The organism is Flavobacterium psychraquaticum (genome assembly GCF_034497725.1).
In the GTDB taxonomy this organism is placed as follows: Bacteria; Bacteroidota; Bacteroidia; order Flavobacteriales; family Flavobacteriaceae; genus Flavobacterium; species Flavobacterium psychraquaticum.
Genome location: NZ_JAXKVR010000027.1, coordinates 141,900 through 157,985 on the forward strand (window position 1 = coordinate 141,900; position 16,086 = coordinate 157,985).

Sequence of the window (16,086 nt, forward strand, 5' to 3'; positions counted from 1 at the left end):
GAAGATAGTTTATAAAATGTTAATTTAGAAATGTCACCACTTGAAATTGCTTATATTCGTATCATAAATTAGAATGTATGAAAATGTTTCGTTTCCTTTTTATTAGTGTTTTCGGATTAACCGCTTTTGCACAACAAACTAGTAAAGTTGATTTTATAAAATGTGATGCTTTGGTACTTCCAAATGCCTTCGAAAAATCGATTTTGGGAAGTATAAGCTATGAATTTAAAGTAAAAAAAGCGATTGATACTATTAAAATTGATGCAATTAATATGCAATTTTCTGAATTGTTTATTAACGGGAAATTGGTCAACTTTAAAAATTCGGGTAAAACTTTAGATTTGTTTGAAGGCTTTAAGAAAGGAAAAAACATCGTTTCATTTAATTATTCGGCCAAGCCTAAACAGACTTTATATTTTACGGGAGCAGGTGAAAATTTGCAAATTTGGACCCAAGGACAAGGAAAATATACGAGTTATTGGTTGCCAAGTTTTGATGATGTGAATGAAAAAGTGATTTTTAATCTTTCGGTTGAATTCAATAATAATTTTCAAACATTAGCAAACGGCTCTTTAAACCGAATTAGTACAAATACAAAAGAAGGTACAAAACAATGGCATTATCAGATGCAAAAACCGATGTCGTCTTATTTGGTTATGTTGGCAATTGGTAATTTCGAAAAACAATTGGAATTATCAAAATCGGGAACACCTTTAGAGTTTTATATTGATAAAAGTGATGTCGATAAATTTGAACCAACATTTCGCTATTCGAGACAAATTTTTGATTATTTGGAACAAGAAATAGGAGTGAAGTATCCTTGGCATATTTACCGACAAGTTCCTGTTCGTGATTTTTTATATGCTGGAATGGAAAATACGACTTCTACCATTTTCGCACAAGATTTTGTGGTAGATTCCATTGGTTTCAATGATAGAAATTACATCAATGTGAATGCTCACGAATTAGCACATCAATGGTTTGGTGATTTAGTTACGGCAGAATCAAGTAAACATCATTGGTTGCAAGAAGGTTTTGCTACATATTATGCATTATTAGCCGAGCGCCATTTGTTTGGAGATGATTATTTTTATGATGAATTGAACACCTACGCCGAACAATTAAAGCGTGTTGCAAAGACCGACACAATTCCGGTGCTAAATGAAAATGCAGGTTCGTTAACGTTTTACAAAAAAGGAGCTTGGGCTTTGCACGTAATGCGAGAAGATATTGGTCCGGAAAAATTTCAAAAAGCAGTAAAAAAGTATTTGAAGAAATACCAATATAAAAATGTGAATACCGATGATTTCTTGAAAATTGTAAAACAAGTTTCCGGTTATGACGTGGCTAATTTTAAGAAGGTTTGGTTGGAACAGTCAGGATTTGAAACAGCATTAGCACAAAAATATCTGGATAAAAATAAGTTTATTGCGGAATTTCAGCAAGTGAGAAAAACCAAAAAAACAATGGGAGAATTGATAGAAATATTGAATTCATCAGCTTATTTTCCAATAAAGGAATACATTATATACCAAACTCAAAATTTACCTTTTGATGAGCGAAAAGCGTTGTTAGAAGTTGCAATGAATACTAATTCGGTACAAGTGAGACAAGCTGTGGCTGAAACTGTAAAAGTGATTCCTGCAGATTTTAAAATGCAATACGAAACCTTATTAAATGATGCTTCGTATAAAACTAAAGAAATAGCTTTAGGTAATTTATGGCGAAATTTCCCTGAGGAGCGTTTAAATTATTTGGAACTAACTAAAGCAATTGAAGGAAATAATGACAAAAGCTTCAAGTTAACCTGGTTGGCTTTAGCAATGAATACCGAAAATATTTTAGCACAAACTCAATTGGAATGCTATGAAAAATTATTAGATTTTGCTACTATGAACTACGAGAGCTCCGTTAGACAAAATGCTTTGGAGTTATTATTACAACTGAATCCAAATGATGAAAAAGTAATTGCGTTATTATTTCAAACCACAACACATCATAAATGGCAGTTTACCAAGTTTGGAAGAGAAGCTATCAGAAAATTGCTTAAAAATGCAGAATATAGAAGAATAGTTACTCAATTGGCAAACAAAACGACAGGAGATTTAAAAGAGTTGTATTTGAGGTTTTTGAATGAGTAGGGAAATTTTAAATTATTATTATGATTAGTGAACGGAAAAAGTCTTTATCAATTCCATTATTTTTATTTTGCTTTTCCAACTCTTAATCTGTTTCTCACGATTAATGGCGTCATTTTTATTATCAAAATTTTCGTAATATTTGAGTTCCCAATCATTAGTTGAGCCCGTAAAACCTTTACTTTTTTGATTGTGACGAATAATACGCTCTTTTAGATCTGAAGTATATCCAATATAGAATTTGTCCTTTGTTAGACTGTGAAGAATGTAAACGAAATAGTGCATATAAATTTAAATTAGGCGTATAAAAAAATCCTACATAAAGTAGGATTTTAAATTTTGGTGGGCGATGAGGGGTTCGAACCCCCGACCCCCTCGGTGTAAACGAGGTGCTCTGAACCAGCTGAGCTAATCGCCCCAATATTTTATTTGTTTTGGTTATTGAGGTTTGTTTCCCCAACCCTCCCGATAGAATCGAGATGCTCTGAACCAGCTGAGCTAATCGCCCTAATAAATTGCTTTACTTCCGTATTGCGAGTGCAAATATAGGATGATTTTTTGTTTCTGCAAGTGTTTTTAAATAAAATATTATTTTTTTTCTACCTTTTCTAAAAGAACTTTATTACTGTAATTGACCATTGTAATAGTAATTTCTTCATTACTAGCAGTTTTACCTTCAATAATGTAAATTTTACCTTTGCGATAATCTTTATTACTCTTATCAAAATCTACATCGCCATAACGTAAACTATTGCGTACATCGTCCATATTGACTATTTTTTGATCTATTGAACGCTGAGCCAAGGAATCAATTTCCAAAGATTTACTTCTTAAATCTTTTAAAACTCTGCAATTTGGAAAATAACAGAATTCTACACCTTTGTCGGTCGCTTTTGATTTTAAAAACCAGATGACAAATACGCCTCCTAAAAACAAGCCAAACATATAATAAGCCAAACGAAACTGAAATTTCATAAAATTATAATTTGTGCAAATTTACTATAAATTTAATGGATTGCACTTAGATTTTAAAATGATTATTTATACAATTAATACGGCTACAATTATATTTAATTTATTTCCAAATTGTAAAGAAGCTGTTTAGTAAAAAGTTCTAAAAAACAATTAAATTAATATCTCGGTAATCCAAATTAAACCAATCGGCAATTGATTTATTGGTTAATAAGCCGTGGTAGCTGTAAATTCCATTTTTTAGTCCTTTATCGCAACGAATAGCACTTTCAATTCCGCCGTCGTCTGCAATTTGCAATAGGAAAGGGGAAATTATATTACTAATCGACATTGAAGCGGTTTTTGAATAACGCGAAGGAATATTTGGAACGCAATAATGAATTACGTTGTTTTTAATGAAGGTTGGATTTTCGTGTGTAGTTACTTCAGAACTTTCAAAACAACCGCCCGTATCGATGCTAACATCGACAATTACAGCTCCTTTTTTCATATGTTCCACCATTGTTTCGGTCACAATAATGGGAGCACGATTCTTTCCTTTCATAGCACCAATTGCAACATCACAACGACGTAAAGCTTTTAAAAGTGACTTTTCTTGAATGGTCGACGTAAAAATGCGTTGGTTTAAAGTATTTTGTAAACGACGTAATTTCGTAATGGAATTATCAAAAACTTCTACAGTTGCTCCTAATCCTAAAGCGGTTCTTGCGGCATATTCTGCAACTGTTCCGGCTCCGATGATCACAACTTTTGTAGGCGGAACTCCCGTTATATTTCCAAATAACAATCCTTTTCCAACATTATCACCAATCATCAATTCAGAAGCGATTAAAATGGAAGCCGTTCCCGCAATTTCAGATAAAGATTTTACTGCTGGATAAGTGCCGTCTTCGTCTTTTATGAATTCAAAAGCTAAAGCCGTAATTTTCTTTTTAGCTAAGGCTTCAAAATATTCTTTTTTCTGTGTTTTTAATTGAATGGCCGAAATTACGATGGTTTTGGGATTCATCATTTCAATTTCTTCCAAAGTAGGAGGTTCCACTTTTAAAATCATTGGGCAACCTAATACTTTTTTGGTATCGTTTGTAATTTCGGCACCATTATCACTATATTCTTTGTCTGAATAACTAGAACTTAGTCCGGCTCCGGCTTCCAACATTACGCGATGTCCGTGCGAAGTTAAAGCCGAAACAGCATCAGGTGTTAAGCAAATGCGACGTTCTTGATAACAGGTTTCTTTTGGAATTCCTATAAACAATTCGCTTTTATGTCGTGCTACTTCAAGCTTTTCTTCTTGTGGAAGTAATTGAGAGGCAGAAAATGGACTATATATAGACATTGTGTGTTTTTTGAGCAACTAAATTACTACTATTTTTGGGATGAAAAAACAGAACAAAGAAAAAAGAGAATAGAAGGTGTAAAATTCTATTCTCTTTGTGTTTTTATTAATTTTTTAAAGTCAATTCTCGCTTTCCATCGGGTAAAACTTTGATTGAAATTACTCCGTGGTCAATTGGAATTAGATTTGGCGTTTTTTCGGGCCATTCTATAAAACACCAATTATCGGAATAAAAATATTCGTCTAATCCCATATCGTATCCTTCTTCTTCCGAATTTAATCGGTATAAATCGAAATGATAAACAACTTGATCATCTAAAGTTCGATATTCGTTGACCAACGAAAAAGTGGGACTACTCGAATTATCTTTTACACCTAATTGCTTCACCAATTCTTTAATTAAAGTGGTTTTTCCAGCACCCATTTCAGCGTGGAATGTAATTATTTTTTTTAAAGAAGGCGTTGCGATGATTTGTTTAGCAACCTTTGTTATTTCGTCTAATGAAAAAACTATTGTCATATAACACTCTAATTTACTGAATACTTTTATCTCGGTTCAAAAACTAAAAACGGAATTACCATTTCTTCCAAGGAAATTCCTCCGTGTTGGTAGGTATTTCGGTAATAACTCACATAATGATTGTAGTTATTTACATAGGCCAAAAATAAATCGTTTTTCGCAAAAATAAAAGAACTACTCATATTTAAAGTAGGTAATCCGATTTTCTTCGGATCTTTTACGGCGTAAACATCTTTGTCTTCATACGTTAAACTTCTACCTGTTTTATAGCGAAGATTCAAACTTGTATTTTTATCGCCAATAACTTTTGAAGGATTTTTACAATTAATAGTTCCGTGATCTGTCGTAATAATCAATCTAAAACCCATTTGTTGTGCTTGTTGAATCATATCCAATAAAGGCGAATTCTTAAACCAACTCGCTGTTAATGAGCGATATGCTTTGTCGTTTGATGCTAATTCTTTTACTACATCCATTTCGGTTTTTGCGTGCGAAAGCATGTCTACGAAATTGTAAACTATCGTTGTTAAATCATTATTTTTCAAGGATTTAAAATTATCAGCTAATTTTTTTCCCGAATTAAAATTGGTAATTTTATAATATTCTTGTTTGATGTTTAAACCCAAACGTTTTAATTGTTCGGTAAGGAATTCGCCTTCGTATAAGTTCTTTCCACCTTCTTCGGGATCATTTTTCCAATATTGCGGAAATTTCTTTTCCATATCTGCGGGTAAAAGTCCTGAAAATATAGCGTTTCTTGCATATTGAGTTGCCGTTGGTAAAATCGAGAAATAACTAACTTCTTTTTCTAATTTATAGTGATTGTTCACAATGCCTTCGAACGCTTTCCATTGATCATAACGTAAATTATCAATTACAATAAAAAGAATTGGTTTGTCTTTTTTACGGATTTCAGGAGCTACTAATTCGCCAAAAATTTCGTGTGAAAGAATCGGTTTATCTGCTTTTGGTTGAAACCAATCTTCATAATTACGTTCGATAAACTTCCCAAATTGCATATTGGCTTCGGCTTTTTGACTTTCCAAAATCTCCACCATACTTTGGTCTTCAATATTTTCTAGTTTTAGTTCCCAGAAGACCAGTTTTTTATACAATTCCACCCATTCTTCATAAGTGCGAACCATAGACATATCCATTGCAATTTTTCTAAATTCCTTCTGATAATCTAAAGTTGTTTTTTCAGATACTAAACGCGAATGGTCTAAGTTTTTCTTCAAACTCAATAAAATCTGATTTGGATTTACAGGTTTAATCAAATAATCGGCAATTTTAGAACCAATTGCTTCTTCCATTATATATTCTTCTTCACTTTTCGTAATCATAATTACAGGAACGGAAGATTTCTTTTCTTTTATTTCGGCTAAAGTTTCTAAACCACTCAAACCGGGCATATTTTCGTCTAAAAGTACAATATCGAAGTTTTCAGTATCAAACAAATCGATGGCGTCTTGTCCGTTATTGCAAGTAGTTACGTGGTAATTTTTCTTTTCTAAAAAAAGAATATGTGGTTTTAATAAGTCAATTTCATCATCAACCCAAAGTATTTTTATTTGGCTCATTTTTTACATTATTTGTGTGCAAGTTAGTATTTATTAAACGGCGTATGTATTAAAATTAGTATAAAATTTTTCAACATTCCCACAAAAAAATCCTGAAAGTATCAGGATTAAATTATTTTTTTAATAACACGTAATTTGTGCGTATGTCGGTTGGTGTCCGCGTTGTAAATTCCTAAGTGATCTAAACGGTCAATTCGAACTTGTCCTGAAGCGTGAATGATGTAATTATCTTCCATCATAATGCCTACGTGAACGATATTTCCTTCGTCATTATCAAAAAAGGCCAAATCTCCTGGTTCACTTTCTTCAATAAAACTTAAAGCTTCACCTTGAGTAGCTTGTTGCGATGCATCTCGAAGTAGGTGATGGCCGTTTAATTTGTAGACCATTTGGGTAAACCCAGAACAATCAATACCAAAAGGCGATTTTCCTCCCCATAAATAAGGAGCGTTCAAATACATAAAGGCTGTTTTAACTAAATCTGATTTTGGCTTAGCACCACAAACCTTCATTCCATCAAAACTAAATTTTCTGGTATTTATTTCTTCATTTTCTAAGAAAGATAGGGAAGAGCCAAGTGGAATTGGAAGTAAATGATTGTTTGGTGTAGAAATATATTCAATTAAATCAGCATTTAAAACAATTGGGGAATCTGCTAAAAACAAATACTGTTCTTCGGAAATTGACTGAAACTGTTTGTTGTCAATCCATCCGATATAGCCATCAAATGCTAATTCTATTTGCGACCATTTTGCAGTAGCTTCAATAATTTTGAAATGTTCCCCAAATAACAATTGGGAAACTTGCTCGCTTTTATCGCTAGCTTCTGCTCTTAAAGGTATAATGGCTAAATTACAAATTCCAAACATAAAGGGATACATAAAAAATGATGAATAATGAATTCCTTACAAATGTAATTAAAATTCAAAATTCATCATTAGTAAAAATTATAAATTACGCTCTTTCAATCACAATTGCTGAAGCACCACCACCACCATTACAAATAGCAGCCGCACCAATTTTAGCATTGTTTTGATTTAAAACATTAATTAATGTTACGATAATTCGTGCACCAGAACATCCAAGTGGATGACCTAATGAAACAGCACCTCCGTTTACGTTGATTTTAGAATCATCTATTTCTAAAATTTTAGCATTTGCTAAACCAACTACTGCGAAAGCTTCGTTAAATTCAAAGAAATCTACATCACCAACTGATAAACCAGCTTTTGCTAATGCTTTTGGTAATGCTTTTGCAGGTGATGTCGTAAACCATTTTGGTTCTTGAGCTGCATCTGCGTATGATTTAATGTAAGCTAAAGGAGTTAATCCTAAAGATTTTGCTTTTTCTTCACTCATTAACACTAATGCAGCAGCACCGTCATTAATTGTTGAAGCATTTGCTGCAGTGACAGTTCCGTCTTTTGTAAAAACAGCTGCTAATGAAGGGATTTTATCTAATTTTACATTAGTATATTCTTCATCTTTAGAAACTATAATAGCGTCGCCTCTTCTTTGTGGTACTTCCACAGGTACGATTTCTGCATCAAATTTTCCAGCATCCCAAGCGTCTGATGAACGTTTGTAAGATTGAATTGCAAAATTATCTTGATCTTCTCTTGAAAAATTATATTCTGTTGCACATAAATCCGCGCAAACACCCATTGCATTATTGTCGTAAGCATCCGTTAGTCCGTCTTTTTGCATTCCGTCTACTAAAGATGTTGGACCAAATTTCACACCATTTCTTAAATGAACGTAATGTGGAATCAAACTCATATTTTCCATACCACCAGCAACTACGATTTCAGCATCACCAGCCATAATAGCTTGTGCACCTTGCATCACTGCTTTCATTCCACTAGCACAAACTTTATTGATAGTTGTACAAGAAACATTTTCAGATAAACCAGCGTATAAAGCAGCTTGTCTAGCCGGAGCCTGACCGTTTCCAGCCTGTACTACGTTCCCCATTAATACTTCATCAACTAATTTCGGATCTAGATTAATTTTATTTAAAGCGCCTTTGATGGCAGCAGCTCCTAATTTTGTAGCAGGTACGCTTGATAAAGCACCCATAAAACTTCCAATTGGCGTTCTTACAGCAGAAACTATAACTACTCTCTTATTCATAATACTAATATTTTAATTTGAGTTGCGAATTTACTAATTTTATTCTAATTTTGATTAGGGTTTTTATGTAATTCTTATAAATTTGTGTTCACAATTAAAATTTTAAATTCTAGTTATTGATGATTATTTTAGAAGAAGTGTTATAATGTTTCAAATTAATTTGAAAATTAATATTTGGTATCGTATTGAAAATAAGCCTCTTTAAAGATATTTGAAAAAAATAAACAAAATAAGTGTACTATTACTTGCATAATAAGGAATGTAATGTTACATTTGCAACCGCAAAAACGTTAGGTTTTTGATGAGATAAAAAGGAGAGGTGCCGGAGTGGTAACGGAGCAGATTGCTAATCTGTCGACGGGTGACTGTCGCCAGGGTTCGAGTCCCTGTCTCTCCGCTTTTTTATTTTCGGGGTGTAGCGTAGCCCGGTCATCGCGCCTGGTTTGGGACCAGGAGGTCGCAGGTTCGAATCCTGCCACCCCGACGAAAATAAATAATGGTTGCGTAGCTCAGCTGGATAGAGCAACTCACTTCTAATGAGTAGGTCCCAGGTTCGAATCCTGGCGCGATCACACAGAAACCACTGCAAATGCAGTGGTTTTTTTGGTTTTAATAGGTTTTGAAATTTATTTTGTAAATACTAAATTTAGACTTAAAACTTGTGGAAAAAAAAATAGGATACTAAAAATTACTAGTAGAACTGTATAATATCTACGATAACTTATCTTTAATAACATTCATATCAGTTTGAAGTCTTCTGATAATTTCTTCTAAAGCAGCAACATCATAAGTTTGAGGTTTAAAATTTTCACGCTCAACGCTGCCAACATATTCCCAAATTTCTGCTATTTCTGAAAATTTAACATTAAATGAATTATAGAATGTATTATCAGAATTAAAGGCAAAACTATCAGTACCATTTTTATTCAAGCGTTTATAAACCATTTCTCTATTAGTGGTGATTACAACATATGTTTTACCGTCAATTACATCGTCAATTTTTTCAATATATTTACCAATGATATAAGATTTACTATTATGTGGTGGCATAGAATCTCCATCGATAGGAAAGGTTCTATACTTTTCGTTTTTATTTAACCAAGGCAAATGAATATGATCTAATTCAGAAATAAAAGTGAAATCGGCATAACCACCAGCTGCATAACCTGCTTTTGCTTTATGTGTAACAATCTCAATTAAATTCTCACCTTCTTTGTTAATAACAATAGGCAATACAATTCGATTATCCTCTAATTTTAATAAATTATCAATCGCGACTTTACTCAAATCAACAGTTAAAAGTAAGTCTATACTAATGTGATAAAATCTAGAAATTACTAATAAGGATTCTGCTGGTGGTACATTTTTTCCATATTCATATTTTTTATATTGGTCCACACCAAACTTCATTCCATGCGCAGCTTCCAATTGAGTCAAATTGAGTTTGTTTCGAAGCCATTTTAAATTGTCAGAAATATAAAGCATATGTTAAAGTGATTTAGAGTCACTACAAATGTACAGAATTAAGGGATTCAATAGCCTACTTTTGTAAAATAATTTTAATTACCCATAATCGCTATGTCACGTGCAATTGTTCATATGGATTTAGATACCTTTTTTGTCTCCTGTGTTAGATTGGAAAATCCCCAATTAAATGGAATTCCACTTATTGTAGGTGGAGGCGAAAGAGGTGTGGTTGCTTCTTGTTCCTATGAAGCACGTTATTTTGGGGTGCGTTCTGCAATGCCTATCAGAATGGCAATGCAACTTTGTCCGCAAGCAAAAGTGGTAAAAGGCGATATGGAATTTTTCTCAAAAAAATCCAATGAAGTCACCCAAATTGTAGAAGAGAATTCTCCAGTAGTTGAAAAAGCAAGTATCGACGAATTCTATTTAGATATTACAGGAATGGATAAATTCTACGGTTGTTATAAATGGACCAATGAACTTTCGCACACCATTACTAAAGAAACAGGTTTGCCTATAAGTTTTGCTTTATCGGTTAACAAAACGGTTTCTAAAATTGCTACAGGTGAAGGTAAACCCAATGGAAATCTGCAAATTGTAGAAAACAATGTAAAACACTTTTTAAATCCATTATCTATTCGAAAAATCCCGATGATTGGCGAAGTAACCTTTAATTTATTATCAAGAATTGGCATTCGAAATATTGAAAAATTAGCAGAAACTCCGGCAGAAGTTTTGCAAAGTATGATAGGCAAAAATGGTGTGGAACTGTGGAAGAAAGCAAATGGAATAGACAATACGCCAGTAATGCCTTATAAAGATAGAAAATCGCTTTCTACCGAACATACTTATCTTCAAGATACAATCGCCGTAAAAGAAATAGCGACTATGATCTTAACAATGGTTGAAAAATTAGCTTATCAAGCTAGATCAGAACAATGGCTAGTGTCAACAATAGCTATTAAAATTAGGTATTCCAATTTTGATACGGAAAATACGCAAAGAAAAACGGCATACACTTCCTGCGACCACGTATTGGGAAAATTAGCTTTAGAATTATTCAATAAACTATACACCAGAAGAATGCGTATTCGATTGATAGGCGTTTCATTTACAGGACTTGTAAGAGGAACGTACCAAATGAATATGTTTGAAGATACAGAAGAAATGATGGCATTATACCAAGCAATGGATTCCATCAAAAACAGATATGGATTTGAAGCAGTAACAAGAGGAGGGAACTGTTTTAAATCAAAAGTAGAAGAACAATTACGAGTTAGAAAAAGTCAATAATAAAGTACTACTAAACAAAATGCATTTAAACTGTCACTCTTATCATTCGTTGCGTTACGGCACCATTCCATTAAACGAATTGGTGGAACAAGCATATGCTTTACAACTTAAAGAGATGGCTTTAACGGATATCAATACCATAACTGGAATTTACGATTTCATGAAAAATTGCGAAAAAGCAAGTATTAAACCTTTAGTGGGGATTGACTTTAGAAATGACAACAAACAATTGTACATTGGTTTAGCTAAAAACGAAAAGGGTTTAGCCGAGATGAATCGGTTTTTAACAGCACATAATCTCGAAAAAATAATACTTCCGACTGAAGCACCGGTTTTTAATGATGTTTTTATAATTTATCCACTTGAAAATTATCCAGAATTCCTGAAGTCTAATGAGTTTATTGGTATACATTTCGACCAATTACCACAATTATACAATCCTTTATTGAAAGAAAGAATTTATAAAATGGTAGTGTTACAATCGGTTACTTATCGGACAAAAAAAGAATTTAATCTGCATAAAATAATAAGAGCAATCGATTTAAATTGTTTAGGTTCAAAGTTGAAAGAATCCGATTATTGTAAAACTTCAGAAGTAATGATTTCGAATGAAGAACTTTTGAAAAAATTCGAAAATTACCCAGAAATCATTAAAAACACGCATTATATTACAGAAAATTGCAATTTCACTTTTGATTTTACTGTTTCTCGAAACAAAAAAAACTATACTTCCAGTAAAGAAGAAGATATTAAATTACTGGCAAGATTAGCTTATGAAGGAATGATTTTTAGATATGGAAAGGATAATAAACAAGCTATCGCTAGAATTGAAAAAGAACTAAAAGTAATTAGTGAATTAAATTTTAGCGGTTATTTTTTAATAACTTGGGACATCGTAAATTATAGTTTAGAACAAGGTTTTTTACACATTGGAAGAGGTAGCGGAGCAAACAGTATTATCGCTTATTGTCTAAAAATAACAGACATTTGTCCGCTAGAATTAGATTTATATTTTGAAAGATTTTTGAATATAAATCGGAAATCACCGCCTGATTTTGATATAGATTGGTCTTGGCGAGAAAGAGATATCATATTAACTTATATTTTCAATAAATACGGAAGAGATCATGTGGCATTTTGTGGGACTAATGTAGAATTTAAATACCGTTCCATTTATCGGGAAATTGGAAAAGTGTTTGGATTACCAAAAGAAGAATTAGATGAATTGGCTAAAAATAAGCCCGCTAACATTCACAAGAATAAATTAGTTGTCATGATACAAGAATATGGCAAAATGTTAGAAAAATATCCCAACCAAAGAAGTATGCATTCTTGTGGAATTATAATTTCAGAAGAACCAATTACCAACTTTACAGCGTTAGAATTACCACCAAAAGGTTTTCCAATTGTCCAATTTGATATGCATATTGCAGAAAATATTGGCTTTGATAAATTCGATATTTTAAGCCAAAGAGGTATTGGTCATATTGATGATACGGTGAAATTAATCAAAAAAAATCAAAATATTGACGTAAATATTAAAGACACTTCCATTTCAAAAAACGAAAATAAATGCAATGAATTATTAAGTCAAGGCCAAACTATTGGTTGTTTTTATATTGAAAGTCCGGCAATGCGAGGTTTATTACGACGATTAAAATGTGATAATTATAAAGTCCTTGTGGCGGCCTCTTCAATAATTCGGCCTGGTGTAGCACAATCAGGTATGATGAAAGAATATATTTTCAGACACAACCATCCTGACAAATTCGAATATTTTCATGATGTATTTAAAGAACATTTAGGCGAAACCTATGGAATTATGGTCTATCAAGAAGATGTAATTAAAATTGCTTTGCATTATGGCGGACTTCCGGCTGCCGATGGCGATATTTTACGCAGAGCAATGAGTGGCAAATCGAGATCCTTAGCATCTTTGCAAAAAGTAAAAGACAATTTCTTCGATTCGTGCAAACAAAAAGGACATCCAGAACAGTTAAGTCAAGAGATTTATCGGCAAATAGAATCTTTTGCGGGTTATTCTTTTTGTAAATCACATTCAGCATCTTACGCCGTTGAAAGTTATCAAAGTTTGTATTTGAAAACATATTATCCTATCGAATTTATGACGGCAGTTATCAATAATTTTGGCGGTTTTTATAGAACTGAAGTATATGTACATGAAGCGAAAATGTCTGGTGCAAAAATTGATAATCCCTGTGTGAATAGAAGTGAAAACCAAACTACTGTTGCCGGAAGAACTATTTTTTTAGGCTTTCAACATTTAAAAAGTGTAGAAACAAAAGTTGCAAATGAAATCGTAAAAGAGAGAAATAGCAACGGAGACTATTTAAGTTTAGAAAATTTTATAAATAGGATTGCTATCGGAATTGAAACCTTACAAGTATTGATATTTATTGGTGCATTTCGATTTACAGGTAAAGAAAAAAACGAATTACTAATAAAAGCACGATTATTGCTGATTAATTATAAACCTCTAAATAACAACTTGCTTTTAATTGAAGAACCGGCAAGAGAATATCAATTGCCACATTTACAACGGGCTCCTTTTGAAGATGCTTTTGATGAAATTGAATTCCTAGATTTTCCAGTTTCTGTGACGCCTTTCGATTTATTGAAAACAAAATACCGAGGAGATGTTATGGCAAAAGATCTAACGAAATACCATAAAAGAGAAGTGAAAATGCTGGCTTATTTAATTGCCCGAAAACATGTGCCCACAAAAAAAGGAGATATGTTTTTTGGGACTTGGATTGATGCCAATGGCGAATTTTTTGATACGGCTCACTTTGCAGATTCTTTGGTAACTTATCCTTTTAAAGGTGGTGGTTGCTATTTATTATTAGGTAAAGTTGAAGTTGATTATCATTTTCCTACAATTACTATTACTAAAATGAGTAAAATGCCTTTTATTCCAGATCCACGTTATGCAGCAACGGATGAAAAAAAATATGATACGCAAAATCAAATAAAAGAAGATGTTAGTATGACACAAAGAGCACCTTATCCACAGGAAAGTGAATACAATTTGCCACGTCAAAAGATGATAAATTAAACCGTCTAATTAATTGTAGAATAACCGAAAATATGAAAAATATAGAATACGCCATAGTAGATATAGAAACCACGGGAGGTAATGCTAGAGCAAGCAGAATTACCGAAATCGCAATCTTTATTCATAACGGAATAGAAGTAATAGAACGATGGGAAACCTTGGTAAATCCGCAAAAAGAAATTCCACTTCCTATTTTTGCATTGACTGGAATAAATAATGAAATGGTTCGCGATGCGCCTATATTTGATGACATTGCTCCTAAAGTTTTCGAGATGCTTTCCAATCGAATTTTTGTGGCACATAATGTAAATTTTGATTATAGTTTTGTGCATCACGAGTTAGAACAGTCGGGTTTCAAATGGACAGCTTCAAAATTATGTACGGTTCGTGCGGCCCGAAAAATTAGACCGGGTTTTCAATCATATAGCCTCGGTAAATTATGTAAATCATTAGATATCCCTTTAGAAAATCAGCATAGAGCAGGAGGAGACACAGAAGCAACCGCTATTTTATTTTCCCGACTTTTGGCATGGGATACAGAAGATGAAATTGCTCAAATGATTAAAAAAAATGCGAAAGATCAAAGGCTTCCCCCAAATTTACCCGCGTCAGATTTCGCACAATTACCAGAAAAACCAGGAGTTTACTATTTTTATAACCAAGAAAAAAAAGTGATCTATGTGGGCAAAGCCGTAAATATTAAAAAAAGAGTAGCATCGCATTTTACAGGTAATAAAATCAATGCACAAAGACAACATTTTTTAAGAGATATTTACGCAATATCATTTGAAGTTTGCGGGAATGAACTAATGGCTTTACTTATGGAATGTAATGAAATCAAGAAGCTTTGGCCAATTTATAACAGAGCTTTGAAAAAATTTGAACCTAAATTCGGATTGTATGAATATGAAGCAATCAATGGCTACCGATATTTAACGGTAACCAAAATAAATAAATTTCAAACACCTATCGAAGTGTTTAATTCTTTAAATGAAGGATTTTCTGAAGTTCAAAATCTAACCAAACAATTTGATATTGATTTTAGATTTTGTAAAATCACTAGTCCAAATAATGGAGAACTTTTCAACCACATAAACGAACTGCCATTGCCCGATAGAACAGAACACAATTTTAAAATCGATGAAGCTTTAAATCATTGGCTTACTAAAAGACCCACTTTTGCTATTATCGACAAAGGCAGAACTTTTGAAGAATACAGTTGCGTATGGGTTGAAAAAGGTCATTTTTATGGAATGGGCTATATCGAAAAATCAGAAACTATTTTTGAATTAAGTGATTTAAAAAATTTCCTTACACCTTACAAAAGTAATAATTATACATCGCAATTGATTAGTAATTATGCTTTAAAATATCCAAAAAAAGTTAGCCAAATCAGTTAGCCTTTGAAAAATTTAGCATTAGATAGTAAATAAATACCCATTGAAAATGACGTTTTAAGATGAAATTTGAAATTAAATAAAAGTTGAAATGAACTAGTAATAAGTAACAAAATAGTTGAATAATTGCTGAATTGATTACTAATTATAGTTTTATCAATCTAAAATTTA

Annotated in this window: 12 protein-coding genes and 4 tRNA genes; 7 read left to right on the forward strand and 9 right to left on the reverse strand. The window is 32.6% G+C overall.

Translation table 11 applies throughout. From position 1 onward, the window contains the following. Positions 1-77: 77 nt before the first annotated feature. Entirely contained in the window at positions 78-2,141 is a 2,064-nt protein-coding gene (locus T1L09_RS06650; RefSeq protein WP_322550176.1) for a M1 family metallopeptidase, read from the forward strand. 24 nt (positions 2,142-2,165) lie between these two features. On the opposite strand, the gene T1L09_RS06655 is transcribed toward T1L09_RS06650, so the two are convergent. From T1L09_RS06655 to T1L09_RS06690, 8 genes are all read right to left on the reverse strand, one after another. Then, the gene (locus tag T1L09_RS06655) at positions 2,166-2,423 is read right to left on the reverse strand and encodes a GIY-YIG nuclease family protein (RefSeq protein WP_322550177.1); all 258 of its coding nucleotides are present in this window, start codon (positions 2,421-2,423) and stop codon (positions 2,166-2,168) included. A 55-nt stretch (positions 2,424-2,478) separates the two neighbouring features. Continuing rightward, positions 2,479-2,556 (reverse strand) — tRNA-Val (locus T1L09_RS06660). Positions 2,557-2,726: 170 nt separating this feature from the next. Beyond that, the gene (locus T1L09_RS06665; protein ID WP_322550178.1) at positions 2,727-3,113 is read right to left on the reverse strand and encodes a DUF4258 domain-containing protein; all 387 of its coding nucleotides are present in this window, start codon (positions 3,111-3,113) and stop codon (positions 2,727-2,729) included. 139 nt (positions 3,114-3,252) lie between these two features. Then, positions 3,253-4,449 (reverse strand): alanine dehydrogenase, encoded by a 1,197-nt coding sequence (locus T1L09_RS06670; RefSeq protein ID WP_322550179.1) that lies wholly within the window; start codon positions 4,447-4,449, stop codon positions 3,253-3,255. Between the two features lie 106 nt (positions 4,450-4,555). Further along, positions 4,556-4,969 carry a tRNA (adenosine(37)-N6)-threonylcarbamoyltransferase complex ATPase subunit type 1 TsaE gene (gene tsaE, locus T1L09_RS06675; protein WP_322550180.1) on the reverse strand — a complete coding sequence of 138 codons (414 nt, stop codon included), beginning with the start codon at positions 4,967-4,969 and terminating at the stop codon, positions 4,556-4,558. A 26-nt stretch (positions 4,970-4,995) separates the two neighbouring features. Then, positions 4,996-6,549 carry a T9SS response regulator signal transducer PorX gene (gene porX / locus T1L09_RS06680; protein ID WP_322550181.1) on the reverse strand — a complete coding sequence of 518 codons (1,554 nt, stop codon included), beginning with the start codon at positions 6,547-6,549 and terminating at the stop codon, positions 4,996-4,998. Between the two features lie 107 nt (positions 6,550-6,656). After that, on the reverse strand, positions 6,657-7,418 hold the full coding sequence (locus tag T1L09_RS06685) for a C40 family peptidase (protein ID WP_322550182.1): 762 nt from the start codon (positions 7,416-7,418) through the stop codon (positions 6,657-6,659). 85 nt (positions 7,419-7,503) lie between these two features. Then, positions 7,504-8,682, reverse strand: a complete 1,179-nt coding sequence (locus T1L09_RS06690; RefSeq protein WP_322550183.1) for an acetyl-CoA C-acyltransferase — start codon at positions 8,680-8,682, stop codon at positions 7,504-7,506. A gap of 313 nt (positions 8,683-8,995) precedes the next feature. On the opposite strand from T1L09_RS06690, the gene T1L09_RS06695 reads away from it, so the two are divergent. The 3 genes from T1L09_RS06695 to T1L09_RS06705 all read left to right on the forward strand — a co-directional run bounded on the left by T1L09_RS06695 (position 8,996) and on the right by T1L09_RS06705 (position 9,254). Beyond that, positions 8,996-9,079: transfer RNA gene (locus tag T1L09_RS06695), tRNA-Ser, on the forward strand. A 12-nt stretch (positions 9,080-9,091) separates the two neighbouring features. After that, a tRNA-Pro gene (locus T1L09_RS06700) sits at positions 9,092-9,166 on the forward strand. Between the two features lie 14 nt (positions 9,167-9,180). Continuing rightward, positions 9,181-9,254: transfer RNA gene (locus T1L09_RS06705), tRNA-Arg, on the forward strand. Positions 9,255-9,393: 139 nt separating this feature from the next. Here the strand turns inward: T1L09_RS06705 and T1L09_RS06710 are convergent. Continuing rightward, positions 9,394-10,167, reverse strand: coding sequence for an XRE family transcriptional regulator (locus tag T1L09_RS06710; RefSeq protein ID WP_322550184.1), 774 nt, complete (start codon positions 10,165-10,167; stop codon positions 9,394-9,396). Positions 10,168-10,260: 93 nt separating this feature from the next. Here T1L09_RS06710 and dinB point away from each other — a divergent pair, with 93 nt between their 5' ends. From dinB to T1L09_RS06725, 3 genes are read left to right on the forward strand one after another with little or no spacing between them, the layout of a single operon-like run. Beyond that, the gene (dinB, locus tag T1L09_RS06715) at positions 10,261-11,442 is read left to right on the forward strand and encodes a DNA polymerase IV (protein ID WP_322550185.1); all 1,182 of its coding nucleotides are present in this window, start codon (positions 10,261-10,263) and stop codon (positions 11,440-11,442) included. A gap of 19 nt (positions 11,443-11,461) precedes the next feature. Then, positions 11,462-14,518 (forward strand): DNA polymerase III subunit alpha, encoded by a 3,057-nt coding sequence (locus T1L09_RS06720; RefSeq protein ID WP_322550186.1) that lies wholly within the window; start codon positions 11,462-11,464, stop codon positions 14,516-14,518. A 32-nt stretch (positions 14,519-14,550) separates the two neighbouring features. Continuing rightward, positions 14,551-15,918 carry an exonuclease domain-containing protein gene (locus T1L09_RS06725; protein ID WP_322550187.1) on the forward strand — a complete coding sequence of 456 codons (1,368 nt, stop codon included), beginning with the start codon at positions 14,551-14,553 and terminating at the stop codon, positions 15,916-15,918. Positions 15,919-16,086 lie beyond the last annotated feature (168 nt).